The organism is Vibrio vulnificus CMCP6 (genome assembly GCF_000039765.1).
In the GTDB taxonomy this organism is placed as follows: domain Bacteria; phylum Pseudomonadota; class Gammaproteobacteria; order Enterobacterales; family Vibrionaceae; genus Vibrio; species Vibrio vulnificus_B.
In genome coordinates this window covers 85,354-107,884 of record NC_004459.3, presented here as the reverse complement: position 1 = coordinate 107,884, position 22,531 = coordinate 85,354, and the positions used below count along the sequence as shown (strand labels likewise).

Genomic DNA, 22,531 nt, shown 5'->3' with positions numbered 1-22,531 from the left:
ATGAAGGATTAGGGAATGTGCAGCTCAATCTCAAAATATCTCGATGTACTCAAAGATCACCAGGTCACCGCTCAAGGGGTGGGGGCTCGGCATAGAGATATCCCCCTGCTTGCAGAGGGGGGACGGTACCTAGAAAACTGCACCAAATTAGAACTCTCACTAAGTGCGCCTGAGCTTGAAAAAGCCTTCGCATGCTTAGCATTGCCTGAGCATTGGGCAGAGATACAACGCCATCTCGGAGCGCTGAAGTTTTTAGAGCTTTGGCGAGGCCTTGAAACGCTGCGCACTGGCCATCGACTAAGAATCAACGTGGCGCGTATGAGTAGTGACCACCTCGAAATGTCTGATGACGACTTTGAACTGTGGCTAGATGCTCAACGCCTATCTAAGCCCTGGTTCGAGGTCTATTACACGACGACAACCGAGCAGTATCGGTATATTTGGCAAACGCTTTATCAAGCGGCTTATCACCCTGGGCGCCGCACCCTGCGCATTTACGTGCCGAGCTTTAATTTCTGGAACAAGCATTTAAAGCGTGTGCTGATGTTCAACCTTTTGGCCGCAGGCATGCCAAAAGATAAAGTTTCGCACCACTTGTTACTCTGGACTGGGCAATCTGCCTCTCTCACCCGAATCAACCTTGCTTCTAAGCTGCTAGCAGAAATGACTCCCTCCTTTCAAGAAACAAAATCGGGCGAAATGGCGTTATGAAACAGAATAATCAGCCTAAATCCATGGTTACATTCAAGTGCAATACCTGCGAATACACCTTCAAAAGCGAACCAACCCGCATTGAAGATGAGCCCAATCGCGCCCACCCATTTCGATACTTTGCGGTGTGTGATGGCTGTCAGCGAGAGGTGCAGCAAGTGCCTTGGGAAGTTGGTCAGTTTTGTGCGGTATTAGCTGCGACAGGCCCAAAAACAGCGGAAGGTAAGGCGCGATCATCAGCCAATCTTCAGGCTGTGAGCGACAGAGCACTGAGCCGATTCAATGCCCTGAAGCACGGAGCAACGGCGAGAACCGCCTTGTTTTTCCCCGCTCGCCCTGGCAAGTATCCGCAGTGTGCCACTTGTGATGTCGACCAAGCGTATTGCGCGACTCAGCCAGCATGTATTAAACGAACAGAACTGATGATGCAGCACCTTATTGCGTTTCAGTCCAACGACCCGAGCAAGCTCACCGAACTACACGCCATCAATCAGGCAAACATGGCGGCTATCTTCCAAGACATGATGCAAACCATTGTTGCTGATGGCGTTGCCTTGCGTAATCCAGTGTATGACTTCGACAAAGAAGGTGGTTTTCACATCGGTCAGTACACTAATGACCGTGGAGAAAAGACAATCATTGAAGAGGTCAAAGCACACCCACTGCTAAAACCTATGCTCGAGATGCTGAGCAAAAACAATCTCTCGATGTCCGATCTCAACATGACGCCGAAAATTCAAACTGACCACGGTTTGGAGTTGGGCCGGATGCAGGAGCAAGAGGATGAACGTGAATCTGCACTGGAATATCAGAAGCAGATGAAAGAGCAGATGTCGGGCCTGCGAGAAATGATTGCGCGCTCTCGTCAGCGTATCCGTAATGACGACATCCTTATTGAGCACAGCCAGGAACACGGCGCTGAAGATGGCGACTACATCGATGGAGAAGTCGATCGTGGCTGACCGTATTAGCGCGAAAGAGCGCGTCGAAATTCAGAGTCGAGCGCAAAAAGAGATCATGCGTTACGCAGACAACCACGGCATGTGGCACAAACACGTTCACAATGTCGAGTTGGACCCTGTTCAGCTGCTCAAAATGGAAGAGATGGATATCCATCAGAACACGGTTGATTTCAGTTGCCGCCGGACAGGTAAAACAGCCGTAAAAGAGATGTACTTTCTTAACTGGAACGCAATCAATGGTGATCAAGAGGGCGGTATCGTCGCGCCCAGAGAAGCACAGTCACTGGTGAACCTCGGTTATCACCTGGATGCCATTCGTCGTTCCGATATCTTGAGTGGCTTCATCGCTTACAAGTCAGGTCGCAAGCAGTTGGCCGATACCTACTATGAGTTTGCGAACCGCTCCAAAGCACGGGCTTACGGCATCATGGCCAACGTCGACGGTGGCGATTTGACTTGGGCGTCATTGGAAGAAGTGGACGACCTCGATGCCGATCGTCTCTATGGCCGTTTCTTATTGATGATGGGTTCAAGTCGTCGTTTAGGCGCGAGTAAAACCGCGATAAACAAACCACAAATTCGCATCACCGGAGTATTCAAAGGCGCCGACACGTTAAGCGGCTTGATTGATTCTGGCGAGTATCACTGCTTACCTACCGTTGATTGTTACCTCGGCATAGAGCTGGGTATTTTGAATGAAGAGTTCATTATGTCCATGCGTAAGCAGCTGCCTGAGGATGAATACATTCGTCAGTTGCTGTGTATCAACGTGGCGGCGAAAAACCTCATCTGGGAAAAGTACATTCGTTACGCCATTCAAGTTGGCGCCAAAATTGGTTTGGAACCTGCCGAGCCTGATCCCTATGCGGTGTACAAAAAGCGTGGTGTTATCGCTTGGGGATATGACCATACAGGCCACGGTGAGAACCTTGCCTCTTCGCGTTCGTCATTGGTCATTGAAGAGCAGGTGGGCAATTGGTCTGTCGTGATCTTCTGTAAAACGTGGCACCCGGGAACTGATGAAGGGGTGATTCGCAAAGACCTTGTCGGGTTCTGGCGTTACTTTCGGCCGGATTACGCGATTGGTGATGCCTTTGGAATTGGCCTTATCACGCAGGTTAACGATGATCTTTTTGCTGAAGGGCTAACGCAAATCGACCGCAGAACCATTGGCGGCGGCGAAAGCACCGCATCCACTTGGCCAGAGTGGGCATTCTCGCCGCTACGATTTGAAGGCATGGCCAAACATCAAATGGCGCAATCACTACGCAGCGCATACCACAACAGACAAATGGTGTTGCCGTATGTCGATGACAGGGAATCAGACCCACAGTTGGAAGACTATGTTGCCTTGCCACGGCAGTTAAAAAACATAAAACCCTCACCAGTTAAATCTGGCAGCTACAGCAGCTACCAAATGGTGAAGAAAACCATTGGCGATGACCTATTTGATGCACACATGGCAAGCCACTGGGCGTTAGTTACCCAAGGGGCTGCACCTGTCCCGAGCATCATCACCATCAACCACAAAACTCGAGAACAACTATTAGGCGCACCAGGCGCATTCAACTTGTTAAGGAACCTACGATGAGCAAGTTATCCCAAATTTGGGCCATATTGAGAAACAAGCCTCTCCCTTCCGCGCCTAATACCTCCGGTAATCAGCATGGCCATGTCACGACTGAGAAAGGCCACATCGCAGACCCTGAACGTTCAGTGCAATACCTTTACGACCAAATGCAGATAGATCCGAACCTACGCGCCGCTATTGTGATGCTGCGTTACATGGATAAGGTTGATCCACGGGTGAAAAAGATTCATCGCCGCATTGCGCGTGATGCCACCAAAGGCGGTTTGAAACTGCATTGGATTGGCAAAGAAAGCACCCGTGTCAGCAAACTTTGGCAACAGTTTACGCTTCGCTTGCAGCTCAACAACCGCATGAAGCTGATGAGTGATGCCGCAGGCTTGGCCAAAGAGGGCAACTTACCGCTGCAGTGGGTGGTCAACGAGCAGCGTCAGGTGACGAGCTCGGTACGTATGCCGACCGAAACGATTATTCCCATCGTGGACCGAACCGGACGTTTCAAAGACGTCAAACAAGCATTTCGTCAGGTAGACCCACTGACCTACGAAGAGCTGTGTACTTTTCCGCTCTGGCAGCTCACCGTAAGCCGATTAGACCCAGATAACTTTGATGATATGGGTTGTATGGGGCGCCCATATCTCGATGCCGCGAGGCCCATCTGGCAAAAGCTGATCATGACAGAAGAGGATCTGGTGATTCGTCGGCGAACTCGAGCACCGCAAAAGCTAGCGCATTCGCTCGATGGGGCTGATAGCAAAGCTTTAGATGAATACCGTGAACGAGTGGAAGGACAATCGGGAGAAATTGCCACTGACTTTTACGGTAACAAACTGAGCGTCACGGCTATCGGTGGTGATGCCAACCTAGAGCAGATTGCCGATATCACATTGCTCATCGATGCCTTCTTTTCCGGAGCGCCTGCACCTAAGGGATTGTTTGGCTATGTAGACGATCTCGCTCGAGACGTTCTTGAAGATTTAAAACGCGATTACTACGAAGAGATTGATGCCCTGCAAGATGCGCTGGCGTATGCCTATGAAGATGGTTTTAAACTGCAACTGCTGTTAGCTGGCATCAATCCGGATTCGTACCAGTTCCAGATCCAGTTTGCTGAACGAATGACAGACAGCAAAAACCAACGCGCAGACTTGGCCCTTAAATATCAGGCGCTGGGTATGCCGAGGAAATTGGCTTGGGAAGCTGCAGGCGTCGATGTTCAACGTGCAGAAGCCATGCGTGAGGATGAGGCAAACAGTAAAGACCCATACCCAGAAAACCACGACATCGATGACGAGGACAATAAGCCGGCGCATAAAGTCAGCATCACTCCAAACAATCAGCCGAAAGGTGAAAGTGCAACGTCCATCAGCAACGGGTAATACTCATGGCAGTCAATCAACGCACACAAGTTAAAGCGACTATCCGCAGAGCGATGCAGGCAGCGCAGCGTGCTACCAATGAGCTGGATGCGCAAGCCATGCAGGATCTCACCGATCTCTATCAGGCGGCACTGGTCGAAATCCAGTTTCTGATTAGCCACGCGGCCGATGAATTAGGTCAAGTTCGACTTTCCCAGTTACATACCCTCACTAGGCAGATAGAGGAGATTCTCAACCAAGTAAACCAAAAGCAATCGAGCATGGTGGAAGGGTATATTGTCGAAGCGGCCAAAAACGGTGGGAACACGTTCAGCAGCAGTATTCCTGCCGCAAAAGTTTCTGAGTCGATTGATGCTGCCGTTCTGGCAACCCGAACCATGCAGCAGAAAGATGGGTTACAACTGAGTGACCGCCTTTGGCGGGTTCATCGCAACGCAAAACAAGAGCTAACCAACGCGGTGGAACGCGCCGTTATCCTCGGCCAGTCAGCATCCGAAGCCGCGCAGGATTATCAGCGCCGCATGCAGCCTGTTCCGTCCCATATTGCTCAGCAAATGACTATGGCCAGCAGCTCTGGAATCAATAAAAAGGTCAGTGATGTGCTCATGGAAGATCAAGGTGCACCGTATCACCAAATCAAGCGAGTGATGAGAACGGAGATTAACCGAGCCTACGGCATGGCGTTTCAGAACTCTGCTTTTGAAGATGAGTTTGTAGTGGGGACTAAGTTCAAGCTAAGCCCGAACCATCCCAAAAGGGATATCTGCGATATGCACGCCATGGCAAATCTTTATGGCCTTGGCCGTGGCGTATACCCACGAGGTAAAAGCCCGTGGCCAGCGCATCCTAACACCTTGAGTTATGAGCAAGTGGTGTTTGTTGATGAAGTGACGGAAGAAGACAAAGCAGATGCAACAACACGAATTGATTGGCTGAAAAGCCAAAGCCAGGCGACACAGAAAGCGGTGCTAGGGCACAACAAGAAAGTATCCGCTTTACAACAAGGCCACTTAACCCAAGGGATGATTGCGACCCCTTGGAAGCACCTAGAGCCAGTGCTGAAACGAAAAGGCATTGATACTACAAACCTGTGAATAACTTGCCCCCTGTTTTCCACGTAGCAAGCTTTATAATACATACGTCAGTTAAAAGTAGGACTGGAAATAACCAGCCAACGCTAGGAGCTAATAATGAATACGTTAAAAAAACATCAGCCTCAGGATAACGGTCAGCGCGTCAGTGAAGTGATGTGCCTATGTGGTCATCGCATCTGCGATAGTGAAGGCATCATTCGTTCTCGATGCGTTAAGCTGCTCGAAGGGGAAGCACTATGCCGTTGCAAGCGTTGGGTAAAAGTGCCAGTGGTTAAAAAAGCCTGATGATTCAGGCTTTGGGATAATGAAGCAACTCATCTTCGAAAACTACTTCTTCACGAAACATATAAGTGGACCAAAGTGGATGAATGTATATTTTTCCTACTTTAGTCAGTCCATTTCCTAATCCATCGAAGTCTTGATATACGTAATCTCGAAGTACTTTATCTTCGACGAAAAGTGGTGAGATAACGTGTTTGATAGCTACAGGTAACTCTTCATGGAGTAGCTGTAGTCTTGAAATGACTGTTTGAAATAGATTGAAGTAAAAGTTTAAAAGAATCCCGTATCCGAGAGGTTTTTTCCCACCCGAGCACAATATAGTTACGGCTTTAATAAGGCGATATTTACTTTCAAAGTCGTTATTTAGAGTTATGTCTGCATCATCGTAGAGCGGTGGAACTTGAAATCCCTTGCTATCCCAAAGACACATAGCGATAAGTGAATAGGTTTGGTCATCAATTGGGTAGCTACCGTATCGCTTGAAAAACCTATCAATACCAACAAGCATTTGCTGTTTTTGCTCTAGTGTGAAATCAACCCTATCCATGCATCATTATCTCGATTTTTCGGTTTATTCAATGCTATAAGCATCAAAGTGCATTTTCATCTTTGATGTTGGATAATGTGCAGTTCGTCTTCTTCCTAACACCGAATGTTTGCTGGTGACAGGGCAGTTAGCCCTATCTTTCTATTCATTACTTCATATGTTGCTTTGTGCGACAAATTGTTGCATTATTGGTGTGCGGAAACATCGAAGTTCGCTTGGGAGTTGCTAATGTTTGCGAGGATGAGAATTATTGACTTTGGTTTTGAAGAGCTTGCCAAAAGAAGGATTGATTTTGAGCAGCAGCTAGAAAACATTGAGCGGATACTTGGCATATCTTGTGTTGTTGATACGCCAATTGAGTCTAATCAGAATACAAAGAAACAGAGAAACTTTTTAAATAAATACAGTCATTTACTTTGTCTTATTCGGATCATGGTTAAAAGCAATTTGCTTTTGAAGAGGAATCGATTATTTAAGCTTGATGAAGTTTTTAGGTTGTATAAAGCGATGCAGCAAATTTGCGTCATAGATGTGCGCTTAATTTTAGCAAATAAGCTTCCCGTTAAGTGCAATGATAAAGCTAGAGGAGAATTGCTATGGCAACAAGTATTCGCCTAGACGATGATTTTGTGTCTGACGTCAAGGTTCATGCGGAAGCAGAAATGCGTTCTGTGCCTAAGCAGATTGAGTATTGGGCTAAAATCGGAAAAATAATGACAGATAACCCAGACTTACCTTATAGCTTTGTACAAGAATCGCTTTTGGCTTCCGAGGAAGTAAAACTCGGTAAGGTAAAACGCTATGAGCGACGAACAAAACGAAAAGCAGATTGATGTTTACGAAACAAATCGTTTTTCTAAACAAATGAGCAAGTTATCTGAAGCTCAATGTGTAGTGGTGGAAGATGAGATTGATAAGATCATAGAGAATCCAGAGCTTGGTACACGTAAAAAGGGGGATCTATCCCATTTATGGGTACACAAGTTCAAAATGGATAAACAAGAGGTGCTACTTGGATACTCTTGGGTCGAAGATAAGCTGGAGCTCTATCTTTTAAACGTTGGGCCTCATGAGAATTACTACGAGTCTATGAAAAAGAGCAGGAAGGCTGATTTAAAGCTTATCGGATAGCTTACTCTTAGAACCAAAACAAGATTTTTAACTTACAGATAGGCTCCTGAGTTTCCGGGGGCCTTTTGTTTTTTGCAGCATGGTGCTGACGTAAAAGTTAAGTAAAAGTGTAATCTATATGGCAATAAGTGAATATATATAAGGATAGCATTGTAAACATTTGCTATCTTTTGTACTATCCCGCCTCAAATTTTATGGGAGTTTCCAATGGTCTCTGCTGATATCTTCGCAAAAGCATTGCTACAAAGAGCAAGCGAAAATGGCATACAAGTAAGCAATTTAAAGCTACAAAAGCTCGCTTACTATTGCCAGGGGTATCATCTTGCTCAATACGAAGAGCCACTTTTTGATGAAGATCTAAAGGCGTGGGATCATGGCCCAGTAGTTCGTTCATTGTACGAAGAATATCAAACGTACAAAAAAGGAACAATTACAGCATCGGTTGGTAATGCTATTTGTGAACTTTCAGACAGGGCTGTTCAAACCATAGACTTTGTTTTAATGACATTAGGTAACATGGGAGCTTGGCAACTTAGAGAGAAAAGCCATAGAGAGGCTCCTTGGTTAGCTCATGTTAGTAAAGAAAGTAAGAAAGTTGATTATCAAACGATAACTCATCAAGAGCTTATTGATTTCTTTGCTCAAGAGCTGAATGAGCAGCATGACAGATTGCTTTCAATTCACATGGACAGAATGGAAGCAGCTATGGAATCTGAAGTCATTGAAGTTCCGCAGACCATTCAAAATGCTGATGATTTCTATAACTGGATACAAAGCGTATAGTAAAAATGGAACATAAAGCTTACTTTACGAGAACCGTTCTTGATGAAATGAAAAAGCTGGAACGTGATGTGATTGACAGTGTTTACAAACATTTTGTTCAACCGATTAATTTCAATGGGCTGACTCCCCCTGATGAACTTAGAGGCAAATACAAACCAAGCTGGAAAATGAAAACGCCTGAACATAAACGAACTGCTTTTCAAAATACATTTTTAGAAGATGCAGAGAATAAGCGTCAGTATCATTACCATTTTGGTTATAAAATGTACTCGGATGGCAAAGACCCTGAGTTCCCAGGAGATGAATCTGCGGGGATTTTACATACAAGGATTGATGTTTCCAAAGCGGTGACCGAGCATGTGATTCTAGAAGTTTGCTTAAAACATCCATCTCCATTCAAATATCCTTTTTTCCGAGCCGATGATTTAGCTGTAAGGTCATGATAGCTATTATCTAACCCTCCCAACGGTTACTTTCATCACTCAAACTGCCCTTAATTGGCGACCGAGCCCCTGACATTTTCAGGGGCTTTTTTCGTTTTAAGGACAGGAAATGAATCAAAGACAATTGTTAAAAGCCTCTGGCGTTTTGGTACTGGGTGCAACCACAACACAAGGGGTGATTCATCTCTTATCTGATGCGGTCAAGGTGGATACCGGAGCCGCAAAACGCAGTGTTGTCACGATTACCCGAACCGGCAGATTTAATGATCCACGTTACGGCGAATTTGAACTGACCCAGAGCATGTTCGATTCCATGATCAAAAACTTTAACGATGGGGTTTATGGTCAGGAGATCTTTATCGACATCGCGCATAAGCCAGAAGATGGCGCAGGGGCGGTGGTGAAACGCCTGTTTACCGACCGTGGACGTTTACGTGCAGAGGTGGAGTGGTTCGAACTCGGCATTAATAAAGTCACCAAAGAAGGCTTTAAGTACTTATCCGCCGAAATACATCTCAACTATGTCAGCAACGAGGCCGGAACCAATGGCCAATATTCTGAGTTTGGCCCAACCCTGCTAGGTGCAGGTTTGGTCACGCGTCCATGTATCAAAAACCTAGACCAGATCGAACTCAGTGAAGCCTGCCTTCATGAATGCCCCACTTATCTTTCCGAGTCTCTTGCTCAAAAATTCTCTGAGGAACGTCAAACCATGTGGAAACAACTGATCGCCCAGTTTGAAAGCAAACTGAAAGGCATGAAACTCTCTGCCAAACAACACACAGCCATGGTCAAACTGCTGACTGATTCACTAAGCGGCATCAGTGATGAGACCCAAGCCACCAAATTGAGTGAACAGTTTGAAGGCGTGGCCATGCAGCTTTCAGAATCCGGCAACCCTGCGGTGCCGGTGATCAATTTAACGGGCGGTTCGCTCAGTGAAGCGGACGTGCTGCGTATTCTTGGTGAGCAAGCCAGCAAAACCGCGCAAGAACAGGCGGAGAAACAGCAAAAGCTCACTGCGAAAGTGAAAATCTTCACGGAAGCGATCGACAAAGCGGAAGGGCTCAGTGATGAAGTGAAGAAAGAGCTGAAAGAAGCGTCTGCGCTTATTAGCGTTGATATGTCGGATGAGCAGATCACCAAACTGGCAGAAAACCAAATTAAGCATGGCAACGAGAAAATGGTCTCCATTCAGTTGAATGGCTTAGGCTTTGGCAGTGTCACTGGCTCTCTCACTCAAACACCCGACCAGCAGCGTGAAAGTTTGCAGCTGCAAGCGCAAATTCACTCGGCGCTTCGCAACACCAATACCTATGCACTTGGTCAGTTGCGTTTAACGGAAGAGAAAGAACTGCCCGTGTTTGCTCGCCAAGTGCTGGCCGAGTTCGACCGCTTACATCATCACAAGATTCATGCTGAACGCTTGGCGTTAACAGGCCAAGGCAGCGCCAACATCGTGTCAGACAGCGAACTGCCTGTTTCTGTGCAGCGTGAAGTGATTCGCGAAGCGCTTTCTGACCTTAATGTGTTGCAACTGGTACAAACGCTGACCGACTTCAGCGCATCAGCGACAACCAATATCCCTTATGAAAACCGCGATGTGTCGGCGATCATGGGCGATGGCATTGTGTTTGAGCACGGTACCATTCCGAAAGTGAAGAACTCGCAGCGCATGGATTTGGCGTATGTCTTGCCAATGAAAGTGGCGTTTGAAGTCTCGAACGAGTTAATGCATTTTTCCAAGTCGTCTGCCATTAACTGGGATGCTTGGGGGCGCAACGTCGCGACAGCGAGCCGCATCATCAAAGAACTGGTCGCTCGCCGCATTGTGAACACCATGCAGCGCGTAGCGGACTCATACCTTGCGGCGCCTATCCAAGGTGAAGACATTGCCAACCAACTGCAAGACAAAGCGGAGTTTAAAACCGCTCAGTTCCCGATTGTGGCGCCGCATCAGCAGTATGATCTGCAAGGAAACACTGTGGGTAACGCTGAAAACCCAATCACACTACAAATTGATGGCACGACCATTCAGCCTTATGACGGCTCAGGCACTCAAGCCCCAGGCACATACTACATCGTGACTTCTTACAACCTAGGTAAGTTTGTCCTGGTTGATGAATCGGGCGATCTGAAACCAGTCACCGCGAATGCAGCGAGCGTTGGCTACAGTTTTGCAACCAACATCGTCAAAGTAGATAGCGATATTCCAGATGGTATGGCGCCAGAGAAGCACTACAACAAGCTGCTTCAAGCCATTGGTCGCCGTAAAGCCATCATGAAAGATGATCGCTTTGTTACGCCAGATTTCTTGCTGATGTCGAACACCCTCAATGACACCTGTACCAATGCGGAGCAGTTTGTCGCCTCGATGAAGCGCAACGGCTCTGATACCACCGCACAAGGTGACTTAGAGATGGTGAAAGCACTGCCTTCGTTTTCAACCAATGCGCCAGCCACGCACTTGGGGGATGAGCGGATCATCATGGGTCAGAAAGGTGCGCTCACTTACACGGTCGTTAAGCCATTCACGCTCAGTGAAATGCAAGAAGCGCGTGATGCTAATGGTCAGCTCAAAGGTGGTAAAGAAGCTTACGGTGAAGAGTACAACGCGATTCACTGTCCGAAGCCAATTCGTAACCGCTTTACCAGCGTACTCTTCTATTCACAGTCAGGCCGCTAATACGAGCCATTGCCCCGTTACTGCTTGTAAGGCAACGGGGCTTTTTTCTTACTCAAAGGTTTAGGTGACCCATCATGTCTATCACTACTGCATTTACCAACCATTCAGAACAAACCGTGAATATCGGTGGCCGCTCAGTTCAGCCCGGTGAAACTCGCGAAGTGGATGCCCGTTTTGTACCGGCATCCGCTGAAATCAATCGTAAGCTAATGGTGCTGTTCATTAACTTTGGCATTACGCCCAAGTACTTCGGTGAAACGGTTGTGCAGCCAATGCAAGCCGCACGCCTACCCATTATTCATTTTGAAAACCCTAACAAAGCCAATGCGGGTAAGTTTCAAGATCAGGTATTTGAGCAGCTACTGGCGCTCAAAATCGACGATATCAAGCCTTTCTTTTCCTCGTTAAACGACGACGAGTTAAAGCGTTTATCAGAACTGGAAACCCTCGACCAGAAGCGTAAAGGGCTACTCAAAGAGATCGAAGATGAACTGGCGGTACGAACTGCTGAACGCGATTTTGACCCTGCCTCTTATGCCAAAACGCTCGAAGGCAAAGATGAGAGTGAGCTGCAAATTGAGCTGCTGGCGGTTGGTGATGACCAAGTGAAGCTAGCCCTGATTCAAGACGCGCTATCTAAGTTAAAAGCCACCTCTGAACAATAAGTTAATGGTTGGTACCGTCATTGATGACGGTACCAACTAAGGAGCAACTATGTGGGACAAAGTGAAGTCTCTGATTGGGGGCGCAGCACCACTTGTCGGCAGTTTGGTCGGTGGGCCTGCAGGTGCTTCCGTTGGCGCCCTGATTGCCGAAACGTTAGGGGTGGAGAACTCGGCGGAAGCAATCGAAGCAGAACTGGTTCGTAATCCAGATGCTTTGGTCAAAATCAAACAGATGGAAAGTGAAGAGCGTGTTCGGCTGCGTGAGCTTTCCTATCAGCAAGCGGAACTAGAAAGCGCAGAACGCAAACTGGTGATCACTGAGCAGCATAAGTTGATGGTTGCTGAGCTGAACAGCGATGATGCGTATGTTCGCCGTTGGCGTCCGACGTTTGGTTATGCGGTTTGTTTAGCTTGGACATCGTTATTTTTTGGTATTGCAGGGCTGATGTTGTTTCATCCTGAATTTACCGAACAAGCTTTTACCGGAGCGGCAAAGCTGACGGCTTTGTTTTCTGTCGCACTAACGGTTCTTGGTTTGAACATTCATAAGCGCTCACAAGACAAACAAGTTTCCGCTGGTATTGCGCCAGCGGGCGTACTTGGTGGCATTGCTTCAGCACTCCGTGGAGGTGGCAATGTCCGGTAATCCTGTCTCTCAAGGCGAGTTTCACTCTTTTCGAATTGAAATGCGCGACTACATGAAACAGCAAACGCAGTTAATGAGGCAAATGGTTGAATTGCAAACCAAGCATTCGAATCTTGAAAGTCAATTCATGCGCTTAGAGCGCACGGTTGACGATGTGGAAAGCCGACTGCGGCCAGTAGAGCAAAGCCAAAGCGGAACCAATGAAAAAACCAAGTACAACCGTGATCTTATCTGGTTGTTACTTGGGGTTGTCTCTTCCGCATTCGCTTACTTCGTCCGTAAATAGGGGATGGTATGCAGATTTCTACCCTGACTGAAAGGCTCAAAAATGCGTTGATGGATAGTGCGGAGCTCATCAGTGGTGTTGAACAACAGGTGATCGAGGTTGCCTTAGCCGATTACAGCCGCTATCGGCCGCAAAAGAAGCTAGGTACCTTTTCGCTTATGACAGGCCAAATGCTCTATCTCGCACCTGCCGATCTCATGCAGGTGCGGACCGTTTTATACGGGCAAAGCCAGCGTGCGAAAAACCCTTGGGAAAGCGGTTACCCGCGCAGCTTGCCAAGGCTAACGGTGGTTGAAGATGACCAGGATAAAAAGTGGTTGCAGCTTTCTCATTTCCCCGCCGATTCGGTTGTGATGAGCTGTGGTCGAGATTTCTCTTACACCTATTACGCAGCACGTAAGATAAGTGGCGATAGCTTCTCGATTGATGCGCAAGATGAGCCGCTGTTGCTGCTTCGCTGCCTAGCCGAGGCGGTTAAGTACATCATGGTTCATCAGCTAAATAAAACTGTTTCGGTTCGTAACAGCATTGGTGGAGAAGCCAAGAACGGCACGCCCGCGGCGGTACATCAGCAATTGATGAATCAGTTTCTCGAGCAGGTAAACCATGCGTGAGCTTCATATCGAGATCAATACCTCTGCGCTGGATGAAGCATTTCGAACGGCTCCTAATGTTTTGAACCAGCATTTAAAATCTGCCGTTAGCTATGCTGGTTCGTTCGTCTCTCGAGCGGCGAGAGAAGAGGCGCCTAAAGCGGAAAGTCTATTAGTCAACTCAATACGTTCGAATGTTGTTGGGGAGCTTAGTCGTATGATCACCAGCTCACTGAACTACAACAATTGGGTTGTGCAGGAAACTGGCCCCCAAGGTATGCCGCCGATTCAATCTGTCTTGGATTGGGTGAAGGTCAAACGGATACAACCCAAAACACCCAATACCGACCAACGAGACCTGGCATTTATGATTGCTCGCTCAATTGCCAGAAATGGTACGCCAGCGGACGATTTTTACGACAGAGCGGCAGAGCAAACTCAAGACAAAGTGTCTGACATTCTCAATGCCTCGGTGCAGATGGCATTGAGTCGAGCAGGATTAAGGAGTGTGTGATGGCTCAAGAAGAACGCAACCTAAATCAGATTCTTGATGCAATGGTGGCGGGGTTTAGCACTCGTTATACAGAGCGCAACGTAAGCCGCAACTGGCAAGACAGAAGCGCCTACAAAAATAGCGACTTGGAGCGCGGAGAGCTCACTGTGATCTATATAGGTGAGATCCCCAATGACGCCTACAACACCTATATCAAGCTGCTGGTGATCGGCCGTATTTACTGTGGCTCCAAAGCCAAAGGGCTTGATGTTGAGAGAGCTGAACTCGAGTTCTTGCAAGAGTGGCGAAACTTCTGCAACTCAAGTGCGTTCGGCAATATCTCGATCCTGTCTGTTTCCACGTCTCAGCAACAGGAGGCACCGGATGGTTGGTTTATCTCTGAATGTCGAGCAGGCCCATTTGATTTAGCCGGCGAAATAGATTGGCTACCTGTTGGGCCAAGTGAGTTGCCAGAGGAGATATCCGTTTCGCAATCGCCGGATGTCGGCTTTGGCCATGAAGACGATTATTTCTCTGTGGACGAGAATTTCTAATGAGTCATACGCCTTCGCAACTTGTTCGCCTTCTCAGTGAAATGATCCAGTTTGGCACCATCATCGAAGTGCAAGCTAAGCCGCTGCGCTACAAAGTTCAGTTTGATGAAAACCGCGTGAGCGGCTGGATTCCCATGAACGTTAGCCACGCTGCCGAGGTGCGCAGTTTTAAGCCCCTGCAAGTGGGCGAGCAAGTTGTGGTGCTAAAACCGTTTGGGGCACAAGGGGGCGTGATTGTTGCCAGCCTAAACCAAACCAAGTTTGACCAGCCCAAAGAGCAACTGAACCTCTATTACCACGAGTTTCCTGATGGCACCTGGCTTGAATACGATATGGAAGAACACAAGCTGACAGGTCACGTCGAGGGTGATTTGATCTTAACCACGGCAGGCAACGCAAAGCTGACTGCAACACAAAATGTTGAGATAAAAAGTAGTGGTGATATGACTTTCAATAGCGAAGGTACGATGACCTTCCATAGCAAAGGTACGATGACCTTCCATAGCAAAGGGCAAATGAGCCAATCCACTGATGCCACTATGAATTTGCACAGCGCAGGAGAAATGACGCACTCCGCGGATTCTCCGATTAACATCAGCACACCTCGATTGAACCTTAACTGATATGTGGACGCCAGAAGAACCGCTGCTACTAGAAACGCTGGACACGGATGTTGATCAGCGTTTCTCGATCTATTACCAGGATGAAACCGTTGAAGTGTCTCGGTATGAGGTAACATTTTCTCCTTACTTTCCGGATGTTTTCAGTGCGCAAACCAGTGCGCAGTCGGCTGAAGTTCTTATTCACGATATGCCGTTGCTCTTTCGGCCACAGTTTATTGAATATCTCGAGAACGGCGTTCTCACTCGTGTTTTTTCCTGGCCTGATTTACCCCCAGGCAAGGATCTGGTTGAGTTTCGTCCCTCGGAACAATCCACCATCACGGTTAGTGTCACGGTTGAAGCCTACGGCACACAAACGGATGACACCGGACAAGAAACCGAATTCTTTACTTCTCGCTCTTGGAACGTAGTGCTTCACCACGATTACAGTTCAGGTAAACAAAAGCTTGAGGAGTACATGCATGCCAGCAGCATCCCGACAGGGTGACGGTTGTACAGGACACGGCGCCTTTCCACCTCGCACATCAACAAGCGGCAGCGGTAACGTCTTTATAAACGGTAAGCCTGCGTTAAGAGTGGGTGATTCATGGGCGGTTCACTGTAATCCTTCTCCTTCCTGCCACGCAGGAACTCAAGCCACAGGCAGCTCTACAGTGTTTGTGAATGGTCAGGCACTGGCACGAATTGGCGACAGTGTCGATTGTGGCTCTGCTGTCGCGGCAGGTTCTCCCAACGTTTTCGCAGGGTAAATCATGGCAACCGGAATTCATGAAACCACAGGTGAGCTCATCACAGGTGTAGAAGAATTGAGGCAGCGCATTCAGCGTTGCATGCGAACTCGTCGCCGAACCGTGCCCCTTAATCGCAGTTTTGGCTCAAATCTCCCTGAACGAGTGGACCGCAATATCACGCCAGAACTTGAAATGGATATCTATGCCGATATCGCTGAGATGCTGGCACACCCTCCCAATGGCTTTGTTGACGAGCTAAAACTCAACAAGGTTTGGTTGGAGCGCGGTGAGAATAGTGTCTCCATTTCGTTAGACGTAACGTTGCTGTTTGATGGCAGCGTTGAGCGCATCACAGGGCTTCGAGTTTGAGTCAGATTGAAATTCCTCAGCTACCGCCACCGGAAGTGGTGAAACAACTCGATGCAGCAAGCATTCGAGCGCGCATGCTTAATCGCTATGCGCAGCTGATGGGTATCGATGCTCCAAAAGTGGGAGACCCACTCTACAACGCTTTTTCCGCTATGTCTGAAGAAGTGACACGTGCTAGGCAAGAATTCCAAGACATGAGCTTGGATAACATGGTGGCATTTTCCGGTGGCGCGAATTTACAGCACTTAGGCGCTGCTCGCCCAGTTGAAAAATATGACACTGAAACGGATGAGCAATATCGCCGCCGCGTTCAGATGGCACCGGAAGGATTCAGTACTGCAGGGCCAGATGGCGCTTATATTTTCCACGCTTTGAATGCCCATGAAGATGTGCTCGATGCTTTCCCGCTTAACCCCATTGATCTGCAAATTCACCTTTATATCCTCAGTCGTAAAGATGAGGGTGTGGCGACACCAGAGCTCTGCCAGATTGTTTTTGACAACCTCGATGCGCAAACCAAAAGGCCATTAAGCGATCGGCTATTTGTGCTACCTGCTGAAATTTCCCGTTACCGAATAGAAGTTGCCCTGCATATGCCGACTGGCCCTGGCGAGCAACAAACGCTCCAGTTGGCACAGCAGCGTTTACAAAAGTTGGCAGATGATGCACACCGCTTGGGTGGCGATGTCTCGTTTTCCGCCATTTACGCTGCTGCCCACGTAAAGCGCGACAGTGTAGACAGCGTTTACCAACCTGTTTCAAAAGTTGAGCTGATTGCCCCGCAGGAAGAGATCGCCTGCTCCAAATCGCAAGCGCCATATTGCTATGAAATTGTGGTGAGAAAGGCAGGTGCATGATGAATGGCGAATTCGTAACGACTTTACCGCCTTCAGCTTCAAAGCTTGAGCGCGTCTTAGAGCAGATATTTTGGGAAGAGATTGGCTTGATTGAGCGCGATATTCGCGATTTTCTCAATCCGTGGGCGTGCCGAGAGGATCTTCTGCCTTATTTGGCATGGGAGCTTTCTGTCGATGACTGGGATGACAGTTGGCCGATTGAAACGAAACGTCGAGTTTGTGCCACTGCACTAGATATTCATATTTATAAAGGTACCCGCTACGCGATTGATAAGAGCATTGAAGCTATTCGTGCCGACTCGCTCAAAGCGGTGGAGTGGTTTGAAGATGAAGAAAATCTCATTCCAGGTCAGTTCCGTGTCGACTTAATTTCTGAACAATCGCCAGTGGATGCGTCTACCGTTCCTGAAATTGTTCGAGCCATTCAACATTCAAAAAATACCCGCAGTCGTTTGGTCGGTGTATCGATTAAGAGTCGGGTAGAGAACCCTGAAAAACACATTTCGATGAGCAGGCAAGCCCTGCAAGTCCGTTCCGGCCCTTGGAAAATCAGTTCCATGGTGAGTTCATCCAGCAGCGCGATGGCGTGTTTGTCTCGCGTTGCTGTCGTGGTCCGCTCTGGGCCGCTTCCGTTAGTTTTGGAGTAAAAACATGGCAGATTTAGTTCCTGAAAGCGAACAGCAATATGGATCGATTTTAACGGTATTAGGTGAGTCTGCTGAGCAAAACGGCAAAATGCTGAAAAAGCCCGTTGAGTTCACTCACATTGCATTCGGTGATGCCAACGACACCTATGTACAGCCCGACAGAAAATCCCAGTCACTGGTCAATGAGCTGTATCGTCTTCCGGTCAACTCAGTTGATGTTTTGCAAGCAACACCGGACTCCGTCCCGATTCTGACAGTAGAAGCTCTGTTACCTGATGATATTCATGATGTCGTTATTCGAGAATTTGCTGCCGTCGCGACTTTTAACGGTCAAGAATATTTTCATGCGATTGGAAACTGCGCTCGTATCTATGTTCCTAGCCCTGTCAATAATGGTCAGTTGAACAATCCAGTGTCACTTGAAATGACGTTTGTGATCACCAGTGCAGAGCCGATTGTTCAGATTAATCCGAATGTGATTACGGCGAGTCGAAACTACGTGAATACACAAGTTTCGAAATCCGATGAGCGAGTCGCCCAAGCCATCATCGACCAGAACGGCAAAGATTGGTTTATCGAAGACGGCTTCTTGGTCACGCCTCAAGTGAGTGCATTCAACATCAAAGCGGGTGCCGGTTATGTGTCGGGCAATCGTGTCACACTCGAATTTGACCGCAATGTTCAAGTACCTAACAAACCATCGTTCATCTACGTAGACGCGCACCGCAAAGGCACACCAACAGGCGAGCAAGTTACCCTGTTCGATTTAGTGGTGACAGCCGAAGAGAAAGATGATTACACCGATGCAAATGGCGTCAAGCACTTTGTCTGTAAGATTGCTCAGGTGTTGGCAGATGGCTCGGTGAGTGATTTGAGACCGAAAAGAAAAGATAGAATAAATGGTTTTAATTTTCGAGGTTGGCCAGGTGACTTATTGTCAGCTATTCAGTATTCAGCTGCGTCAGGAGCAATTTTAGAAATAGACGATGAGATATCAGGGATTAATTATACGGCTGTTGTTGGTTTGTCTGGGTTTAATATTCTTTTTCACCAGAATGCTAAGCTTAAACTTGCTGCAAATCAAAATAAGCCTTTAATTAAGATGCATGGGTGCAGTAAGTTTTCTTTATTGGGTGATGTGTTGCTAGATGGAAACAAAAAGGAAAACGAAGGATTGTCATCAGGAACATTTGCCGACTTTTTCTTGTTAGGTCTACAAGAATGTGAAGAATTCTCTTTGGGGAATGTGACTGCATTGGATGCGCATACAGGGGGGATCGGGTTTTATGCATGTACCGATTTTAATGCTGGAAGGCTATTTTCGAAAGGATCGCGACAAATAGGCGTCTCTGTGGATGGCGATTTGTTAGGGGGTAAGCCAACTAGAAACTGGTCATGTGTTGAGATGCGCGGCGATGGCTCAGAATTTAATCATGGACTGAGAATGTCCAATGTGGACAACTTCAGCTTATTGTCTGCCATAGGATTTAATAATGCCAGCAATGGAGCACTTTTTGAAAGAACGTGCATGAACGGTACTGTTACTTTAGTAAAAACAAACGAGAACGGTGTTAATGGAGGAAAAGCTGAAGAAACGCACAACATGACATTTGGTACCATAGATGCTGACAATAATGCTGTGCACGGTTGGGCATTTATTAACAATAATGATAGCACAACGGCGGTAATTAATAGTAAGGGAAATGGCGCGTCAGGTCTGTATTTATATTCATCAGATTCAAATAAATCAACTAAGCGGAACACTATTGGTGTAGCAAAACTATCGGAAAATGACAAGGGACTATTCGTTGAGCAATTAGGTGGTGGGGCGGTTTTATCTGTCATTATAGGAACTGTTGATATAAGTTTGAATAACTATGGAGTTTATTCGGAAGATATAATACTCGATAGTGAAGTTAAAATAGGTACTGGAGTAATTAAAAATAATACATTATTTGATGTTTATGCGAAGGATAAGACACAGCGACCATTATTAGGTGATGATGTGGTTGTTGGGAAAATTAATTACAGTACAACTCTGACGCTTGATGTAAACAATACATCACCAATATTAAAAAACTCATCAAAGACATTTAAAACAGCAAATACAACCAATACAAATATTAATAACATCAAAGATAATGATATTAAAGATAAGATGATATCAATAAGGATTGAGGATGAGTTTACATCTTTTACTAATGGGAGCGGTCAAGGTAGAGTTATTGTTAAAGGTGGAACTATAAATCCTTCTGTTGGTTCGATAGTGTTGGCTATAAAATCTACATCTGAAGATGGGAGTTCGTATTATTGGAATGTTAGGGAACTTAGCTAAGGAATCTATATGCTAACCCTATCCGGAACCCAGCTCACCCTTAACAACCTGACCGTCAGCGTACGTCAGTAACTCGCCGGACAAGATATGTCCGGCCAGACATCCGCAACCGATCAGGCTGAAACAGGCAGCAAAGGCAAAGTGCTCACGGTGAAAGGGGTCATCCCCTTCACCAAAAGCGCCATGTTGAGCAATCTGTTCACCATGGCCGAAGCCTTGGAAGAGGGTGCGCGGAAAATCTACCGCATCAGCAACCACACCGCTGACGCGCTGAAAATCCGCCAAGTCAAATTCCAAGGCGCCATTCGGGCCGACGAACAAGAAACCCCGCGCCAGCCAGGGAATCCCTCCCAACAACTTCAATAACACCTACCATAAAAACTCAATGATGCCGCTGAAGGTGAGTTTTCTTTCTACAAGAGGAACCCAACCATGGCATTTAAACATGGCATCTTCGGGTCTACAGACGAAAGCGGCGTGCGCCCAATGCTCATGGCAGACACCTCCTTTGCGGTGGTTGTCGGAACCGCTCCTGATGCAGACCCTTCTGTTTTCCCTGCTAAAAAACCTATCCTGATTGCTGGCAACCCACACAAGTTGGCCAAACTGGATATGGTGGGCAATAAGGCGGGAACCCTGCCGAACTTCATGGCAAGTGTCTACGACCAAAAGCGCTGCTCAATCTGCGTGATTCGTGTTGAAGAAGGCGCCGATGAAGCGGCAACCATCGCCAATATCATTGGTGGCGTTGATCCAGCAACGGGCGAAAAACAAGGTATTGAGGCGATTCTCGATGTGCAGGCGATTACGGGCAAACGCCCTCGCCTGCTGACTGTCGCTGGTTATTCGCATAACCAATCGGTGCTGACCGCGCTCTTGCCTATCGCGACCCGTTTGCGCTGCAAAGTCTTTGCGGACTGCCCTGGAAGCACTTACGAAGATGCCGTGGCGTATCGTCAACTGTGGGGCGATCGCCGTTTAGAGCTGTTCTGGCCAAGAGTTCGCAACAAGTTCGATGAACTGGTACCAATGTCCGCGTTTGCTCTGGGCGTTGAGATCCAAAAAGACCAAGACCCAAACTACGGCTACAGTGCGTCAATCTCCAATCTGCGTATTAACGGTGCGCTTGGCACAGAGTTCCCCATCGACTACGCAGACGGTGACACGAACTGTCTATCTCACCTGCTGAACGAAAACCAAATCACGACCATCATCAACGATGACGGTTTGCGCCTATGGGGGAACCTAAGCTGCAGTGATGATCCGAAATGGCAGTTCAACGCCCATGTTCGGGTAAATGACATGGTTCTGGATATGGTCACTGCTGGCCTGAAATGGGCACGAGACCGCAAGATCCTCACCACATTCGTTGAAGATGTCGTCGAGTCGGTGCAGAACGGTCTCGATGGTGAAACGCGTGCGGGGCACATGTACGGTGCCAAGGCGTGGGCAGACCCAGACCTCAACCCGCCTGAAGTGATCATTTCAGGAAATTTCTATCTCGATTACGACTTCACACCGCCAGGTCTTGCACAGGCGATTCACGTAACGAGCCATTTCACCAACGATTACGCTGACGTGATCTTCAAATAAGGACAATCACAATGGAACGCAGAACTCCAAAGATGTTGGTCGATTACGCTTGGTATCAAGATGGCGTCGGCATGATTGGCCTAGTACCGAAAGTTAAGCTGCCACCGCTCACTCGCGTGGTGGAAGAGTACATTGCAGGCGGCATGGTTGGCCCAATCAAAATTGATATGGGAACTATTGAAACGGAAGACGTCGAAGTTACCCTGGCAGAACCAAACCCAAGCACCATTAAGCTGTTTGGCCTGACCTCGGGCAACGAAAAGCCCTTTACTTTCCGCGCTGCTTACAAAGGCTCTGGTGCGGAAGTTGATGCGATGAAAGTGCAGATCTATGGCCGTGTGATTGGTATTGACTTGGGCGAGCTCGAGCGCAAGAAGCTGACCGAAGTCAGCTGCAAAATCACCTGGACCAAACTCAAGATGGAATACAAAGGTGAAGTCTTGGCAGATATCGATCTGATCAGCGGTAAAGAAGAGATTGGCGGCGTTGACCGTCGCGCCGGCATTAACGCGGCATTGGGAATTTAAGAGGTA

General features: G+C 47.6%; 28 protein-coding genes and 1 pseudogene. 28 read left to right on the top strand and 1 reads right to left on the bottom strand.

Annotated features, from left to right (window positions below; translation table 11 throughout):
• The first annotated feature begins 15 nt into the window (after positions 1-15).
• From VV1_RS00555 to VV1_RS00530, 6 genes are all read left to right on the top strand, one after another.
• On the top strand, positions 16-711 hold the full coding sequence (locus tag VV1_RS00555; RefSeq protein WP_011078238.1) for a hypothetical protein: 696 nt from the start codon (positions 16-18) through the stop codon (positions 709-711).
• The gene (locus VV1_RS00550; RefSeq protein ID WP_011078237.1) at positions 708-1,673 is read left to right on the top strand and encodes a hypothetical protein; all 966 of its coding nucleotides are present in this window, start codon (positions 708-710) and stop codon (positions 1,671-1,673) included. The genes VV1_RS00555 and VV1_RS00550 overlap by 4 nt, the downstream gene beginning before the upstream one ends.
• Positions 1,636-3,264, top strand: coding sequence for a hypothetical protein (locus VV1_RS00545; RefSeq protein ID WP_011078236.1), 1,629 nt, complete (start codon positions 1,636-1,638; stop codon positions 3,262-3,264). Before VV1_RS00550 ends, VV1_RS00545 begins: the two co-directional genes overlap by 38 nt.
• A complete protein-coding gene (locus VV1_RS00540) occupies positions 3,261-4,640 on the top strand; it encodes a hypothetical protein (protein WP_011078235.1) in 1,380 nt (459 codons plus the stop codon). The genes VV1_RS00545 and VV1_RS00540 overlap by 4 nt, the downstream gene beginning before the upstream one ends.
• 5 nt (positions 4,641-4,645) lie before the next feature.
• On the top strand, positions 4,646-5,734 hold the full coding sequence (locus VV1_RS00535) for a hypothetical protein (RefSeq protein WP_011078234.1): 1,089 nt from the start codon (positions 4,646-4,648) through the stop codon (positions 5,732-5,734).
• A 96-nt stretch (positions 5,735-5,830) separates the two neighbouring features.
• Complete coding sequence (locus tag VV1_RS00530) at positions 5,831-6,019, top strand: hypothetical protein (protein WP_011078233.1); 189 nt, start codon at positions 5,831-5,833, stop codon at positions 6,017-6,019.
• Between the two features lie 4 nt (positions 6,020-6,023).
• Here the strand turns inward: VV1_RS00530 and VV1_RS00525 are convergent, their stop codons facing one another.
• Positions 6,024-6,563 carry a hypothetical protein gene (locus VV1_RS00525; protein ID WP_011078232.1) on the bottom strand — a complete coding sequence of 180 codons (540 nt, stop codon included), beginning with the start codon at positions 6,561-6,563 and terminating at the stop codon, positions 6,024-6,026.
• 228 nt (positions 6,564-6,791) lie between these two features.
• Between VV1_RS00525 and VV1_RS00520 the strand changes: the two genes are divergently transcribed.
• The 22 genes and pseudogenes from VV1_RS00520 (at position 6,792) to VV1_RS00415 (ending at position 22,525) form a co-directional block, all read left to right on the top strand.
• On the top strand, positions 6,792-7,181 hold the full coding sequence (locus tag VV1_RS00520; RefSeq protein ID WP_133295493.1) for a hypothetical protein: 390 nt from the start codon (positions 6,792-6,794) through the stop codon (positions 7,179-7,181).
• Positions 7,160-7,396: a TA system antitoxin ParD family protein gene (locus VV1_RS00515; RefSeq protein WP_011078230.1), complete on the top strand. Its 237-nt coding sequence runs from the start codon at positions 7,160-7,162 to the stop codon at positions 7,394-7,396. The genes VV1_RS00520 and VV1_RS00515 overlap by 22 nt, the downstream gene beginning before the upstream one ends.
• Positions 7,365-7,694, top strand: a complete 330-nt coding sequence (locus VV1_RS00510; RefSeq protein ID WP_043920897.1) for a type II toxin-antitoxin system RelE/ParE family toxin — start codon at positions 7,365-7,367, stop codon at positions 7,692-7,694. Before VV1_RS00515 ends, VV1_RS00510 begins: the two co-directional genes overlap by 32 nt.
• A 207-nt stretch (positions 7,695-7,901) precedes the next feature.
• Complete coding sequence (locus VV1_RS22955) at positions 7,902-8,477, top strand: Panacea domain-containing protein (protein WP_011078228.1); 576 nt, start codon at positions 7,902-7,904, stop codon at positions 8,475-8,477.
• Positions 8,478-8,482: 5 nt separating this feature from the next.
• Positions 8,483-8,920, top strand: coding sequence for a hypothetical protein (locus tag VV1_RS00500; protein ID WP_011078227.1), 438 nt, complete (start codon positions 8,483-8,485; stop codon positions 8,918-8,920).
• A 109-nt stretch (positions 8,921-9,029) separates the two neighbouring features.
• Positions 9,030-11,606, top strand: a complete 2,577-nt coding sequence (locus tag VV1_RS00495) for a phage protease (RefSeq protein ID WP_011078226.1) — start codon at positions 9,030-9,032, stop codon at positions 11,604-11,606.
• Between the two features lie 74 nt (positions 11,607-11,680).
• Entirely contained in the window at positions 11,681-12,271 is a 591-nt protein-coding gene (locus VV1_RS00490; protein WP_011078225.1) for a hypothetical protein, read from the top strand.
• A 49-nt stretch (positions 12,272-12,320) separates the two neighbouring features.
• On the top strand, positions 12,321-12,917 hold the full coding sequence (locus tag VV1_RS00485; RefSeq protein ID WP_011078224.1) for a 3TM-type holin: 597 nt from the start codon (positions 12,321-12,323) through the stop codon (positions 12,915-12,917).
• Entirely contained in the window at positions 12,907-13,203 is a 297-nt protein-coding gene (locus VV1_RS00480) for a hypothetical protein (RefSeq protein WP_011078223.1), read from the top strand. The genes VV1_RS00485 and VV1_RS00480 overlap by 11 nt, the downstream gene beginning before the upstream one ends.
• Before the next feature lie 8 nt (positions 13,204-13,211).
• Positions 13,212-13,817: a hypothetical protein gene (locus VV1_RS00475; protein WP_011078222.1), complete on the top strand. Its 606-nt coding sequence runs from the start codon at positions 13,212-13,214 to the stop codon at positions 13,815-13,817.
• Positions 13,810-14,310, top strand: a complete 501-nt coding sequence (locus tag VV1_RS00470) for a hypothetical protein (protein ID WP_011078221.1) — start codon at positions 13,810-13,812, stop codon at positions 14,308-14,310. Before VV1_RS00475 ends, VV1_RS00470 begins: the two co-directional genes overlap by 8 nt.
• Complete coding sequence (locus VV1_RS00465; RefSeq protein ID WP_011078220.1) at positions 14,310-14,843, top strand: hypothetical protein; 534 nt, start codon at positions 14,310-14,312, stop codon at positions 14,841-14,843. Before VV1_RS00470 ends, VV1_RS00465 begins: the two co-directional genes overlap by 1 nt.
• The gene (locus VV1_RS00460) at positions 14,843-15,466 is read left to right on the top strand and encodes a phage baseplate assembly protein V (protein ID WP_011078219.1); all 624 of its coding nucleotides are present in this window, start codon (positions 14,843-14,845) and stop codon (positions 15,464-15,466) included. The genes VV1_RS00465 and VV1_RS00460 overlap by 1 nt, the downstream gene beginning before the upstream one ends.
• 1 nt (position 15,467) lies before the next feature.
• Entirely contained in the window at positions 15,468-15,953 is a 486-nt protein-coding gene (locus tag VV1_RS00455) for a hypothetical protein (protein WP_011078218.1), read from the top strand.
• The gene (locus VV1_RS23015) at positions 15,928-16,215 is read left to right on the top strand and encodes a PAAR domain-containing protein (protein WP_017788792.1); all 288 of its coding nucleotides are present in this window, start codon (positions 15,928-15,930) and stop codon (positions 16,213-16,215) included. Before VV1_RS00455 ends, VV1_RS23015 begins: the two co-directional genes overlap by 26 nt.
• Positions 16,216-16,218: 3 nt before the next feature.
• Positions 16,219-16,566 (top strand): GPW/gp25 family protein, encoded by a 348-nt coding sequence (locus tag VV1_RS00445; RefSeq protein WP_011078217.1) that lies wholly within the window; start codon positions 16,219-16,221, stop codon positions 16,564-16,566.
• Positions 16,563-17,423, top strand: coding sequence for a baseplate assembly protein (locus VV1_RS00440; protein ID WP_011078216.1), 861 nt, complete (start codon positions 16,563-16,565; stop codon positions 17,421-17,423). The genes VV1_RS00445 and VV1_RS00440 overlap by 4 nt, the downstream gene beginning before the upstream one ends.
• Entirely contained in the window at positions 17,420-18,070 is a 651-nt protein-coding gene (locus tag VV1_RS00435) for a phage tail protein I (RefSeq protein WP_011078215.1), read from the top strand. The genes VV1_RS00440 and VV1_RS00435 overlap by 4 nt, the downstream gene beginning before the upstream one ends.
• A 4-nt stretch (positions 18,071-18,074) precedes the next feature.
• On the top strand, positions 18,075-20,405 hold the full coding sequence (locus tag VV1_RS22950) for a phage tail-collar fiber domain-containing protein (protein WP_011078214.1): 2,331 nt from the start codon (positions 18,075-18,077) through the stop codon (positions 20,403-20,405).
• A gap of 9 nt (positions 20,406-20,414) precedes the next feature.
• Positions 20,415-20,741: pseudogene (locus tag VV1_RS00425) on the top strand (baseplate complex protein); the annotation flags it as partial.
• A 96-nt stretch (positions 20,742-20,837) separates the two neighbouring features.
• Positions 20,838-21,998, top strand: a complete 1,161-nt coding sequence (locus tag VV1_RS00420; protein WP_011078212.1) for a phage tail sheath C-terminal domain-containing protein — start codon at positions 20,838-20,840, stop codon at positions 21,996-21,998.
• 11 nt (positions 21,999-22,009) lie between these two features.
• Complete coding sequence (locus VV1_RS00415) at positions 22,010-22,525, top strand: phage major tail tube protein (protein ID WP_011078211.1); 516 nt, start codon at positions 22,010-22,012, stop codon at positions 22,523-22,525.
• Positions 22,526-22,531 lie beyond the last annotated feature (6 nt).

What these genes read in the sequence shown, in the direction of transcription:
- VV1_RS00555 (WP_011078238.1), top strand. Translation starts at nt 16, where the DNA reads ATGTGCAGCTCAATCTCAAAATATCTCGATGTACTCAAAGATCACCAG.
- VV1_RS00550 (WP_011078237.1), top strand. Translation starts at nt 708, where the DNA reads ATGAAACAGAATAATCAGCCTAAATCCATGGTTACATTCAAGTGCAAT.
- VV1_RS00545 (WP_011078236.1), top strand. Translation starts at nt 1,636, where the DNA reads ATGGCGACTACATCGATGGAGAAGTCGATCGTGGCTGACCGTATTAGC.
- VV1_RS00540 (WP_011078235.1), top strand. Translation starts at nt 3,261, where the DNA reads ATGAGCAAGTTATCCCAAATTTGGGCCATATTGAGAAACAAGCCTCTC.
- VV1_RS00535 (WP_011078234.1), top strand. Translation starts at nt 4,646, where the DNA reads ATGGCAGTCAATCAACGCACACAAGTTAAAGCGACTATCCGCAGAGCG.
- VV1_RS00530 (WP_011078233.1), top strand. Translation starts at nt 5,831, where the DNA reads ATGAATACGTTAAAAAAACATCAGCCTCAGGATAACGGTCAGCGCGTC.
- VV1_RS00525 (WP_011078232.1), bottom strand. Translation starts at nt 6,563, where the DNA reads ATGGATAGGGTTGATTTCACACTAGAGCAAAAACAGCAAATGCTTGTT.
- VV1_RS00520 (WP_133295493.1), top strand. Translation starts at nt 6,792, where the DNA reads ATGTTTGCGAGGATGAGAATTATTGACTTTGGTTTTGAAGAGCTTGCC.
- VV1_RS00515 (WP_011078230.1), top strand. Translation starts at nt 7,160, where the DNA reads ATGGCAACAAGTATTCGCCTAGACGATGATTTTGTGTCTGACGTCAAG.
- VV1_RS00510 (WP_043920897.1), top strand. Translation starts at nt 7,365, where the DNA reads ATGAGCGACGAACAAAACGAAAAGCAGATTGATGTTTACGAAACAAAT.
- VV1_RS22955 (WP_011078228.1), top strand. Translation starts at nt 7,902, where the DNA reads ATGGTCTCTGCTGATATCTTCGCAAAAGCATTGCTACAAAGAGCAAGC.
- VV1_RS00500 (WP_011078227.1), top strand. Translation starts at nt 8,483, where the DNA reads ATGGAACATAAAGCTTACTTTACGAGAACCGTTCTTGATGAAATGAAA.
- VV1_RS00495 (WP_011078226.1), top strand. Translation starts at nt 9,030, where the DNA reads ATGAATCAAAGACAATTGTTAAAAGCCTCTGGCGTTTTGGTACTGGGT.
- VV1_RS00490 (WP_011078225.1), top strand. Translation starts at nt 11,681, where the DNA reads ATGTCTATCACTACTGCATTTACCAACCATTCAGAACAAACCGTGAAT.
- VV1_RS00485 (WP_011078224.1), top strand. Translation starts at nt 12,321, where the DNA reads ATGTGGGACAAAGTGAAGTCTCTGATTGGGGGCGCAGCACCACTTGTC.
- VV1_RS00480 (WP_011078223.1), top strand. Translation starts at nt 12,907, where the DNA reads ATGTCCGGTAATCCTGTCTCTCAAGGCGAGTTTCACTCTTTTCGAATT.
- VV1_RS00475 (WP_011078222.1), top strand. Translation starts at nt 13,212, where the DNA reads ATGCAGATTTCTACCCTGACTGAAAGGCTCAAAAATGCGTTGATGGAT.
- VV1_RS00470 (WP_011078221.1), top strand. Translation starts at nt 13,810, where the DNA reads ATGCGTGAGCTTCATATCGAGATCAATACCTCTGCGCTGGATGAAGCA.
- VV1_RS00465 (WP_011078220.1), top strand. Translation starts at nt 14,310, where the DNA reads ATGGCTCAAGAAGAACGCAACCTAAATCAGATTCTTGATGCAATGGTG.
- VV1_RS00460 (WP_011078219.1), top strand. Translation starts at nt 14,843, where the DNA reads ATGAGTCATACGCCTTCGCAACTTGTTCGCCTTCTCAGTGAAATGATC.
- VV1_RS00455 (WP_011078218.1), top strand. Translation starts at nt 15,468, where the DNA reads ATGTGGACGCCAGAAGAACCGCTGCTACTAGAAACGCTGGACACGGAT.
- VV1_RS23015 (WP_017788792.1), top strand. Translation starts at nt 15,928, where the DNA reads ATGCCAGCAGCATCCCGACAGGGTGACGGTTGTACAGGACACGGCGCC.
- VV1_RS00445 (WP_011078217.1), top strand. Translation starts at nt 16,219, where the DNA reads ATGGCAACCGGAATTCATGAAACCACAGGTGAGCTCATCACAGGTGTA.
- VV1_RS00435 (WP_011078215.1), top strand. Translation starts at nt 17,420, where the DNA reads ATGATGAATGGCGAATTCGTAACGACTTTACCGCCTTCAGCTTCAAAG.
- VV1_RS22950 (WP_011078214.1), top strand. Translation starts at nt 18,075, where the DNA reads ATGGCAGATTTAGTTCCTGAAAGCGAACAGCAATATGGATCGATTTTA.
- VV1_RS00420 (WP_011078212.1), top strand. Translation starts at nt 20,838, where the DNA reads ATGGCATTTAAACATGGCATCTTCGGGTCTACAGACGAAAGCGGCGTG.
- VV1_RS00415 (WP_011078211.1), top strand. Translation starts at nt 22,010, where the DNA reads ATGGAACGCAGAACTCCAAAGATGTTGGTCGATTACGCTTGGTATCAA.